At 71.1% G+C, this 578-nt stretch carries 1 protein-coding gene; it reads right to left on the bottom strand.

Going from position 1 to position 578, the window contains the following annotated elements:
• Nucleotides 1-578 (bottom strand): AMP-binding protein (locus Plo01_RS39865; RefSeq protein WP_203896002.1); only part of this gene is annotated, 578 nt, incomplete at both ends.

Below are 578 nucleotides of genomic sequence, written 5' to 3'. Positions count from 1 at the left end.
AGGGCTTTGCGGTCGAGCTTGCCGTTGGCGGTGACCGGCAGCCGCTCCAGTGTGGTGAAGGAGACCGGCACCATGTGCTCGGGCAGCCTCTGTCGCAGGAAGACGGCCAGCTCCTCCGATTGCGCGGCGCCGACGATGTAGGCCGCCAGAACGCCGCCGACCGGCCGCACCGCCGCCGCCTGCACCTGCGGATGCTGGGCCAGAACCGCCTCGATCTCACCCAGCTCCACCCGCATGCCGCGGACCTTCACCTGGTCGTCGATACGGCCCAGATAGTCGACCTCACCGTCCGGCAGCCAGCGCGCCAGGTCCCCGGTCCGATACAGGCGTGATCCGGGCGGGCCGTAGGGATCGGGCACGAACCGCTCAGCGGTCAAAGCGGGCCGGGCGGCATAGCCCTGCGCGACCTGCACCCCGCCGATGCACAACTCCCCAGCGGTGCCCACCGGCACCCGCCGCAGATCCGCATCCAGGATCTCGATGCGGGTGGCCCGGATCGGCGCCCCGATCGGAGTGCGCTCCTCACCCACCCGGCAGGCATGCCAGGTGACATCGACGGCCGCCTCGGTCGGACCGTA

The sequence above is a fragment of the Planobispora longispora genome (assembly GCF_016863135.1).
Classification (GTDB): domain Bacteria; phylum Actinomycetota; class Actinomycetes; order Streptosporangiales; family Streptosporangiaceae; genus Planobispora; species Planobispora longispora.
This window is presented reverse-complemented; position numbering and strand designations above follow the sequence as displayed.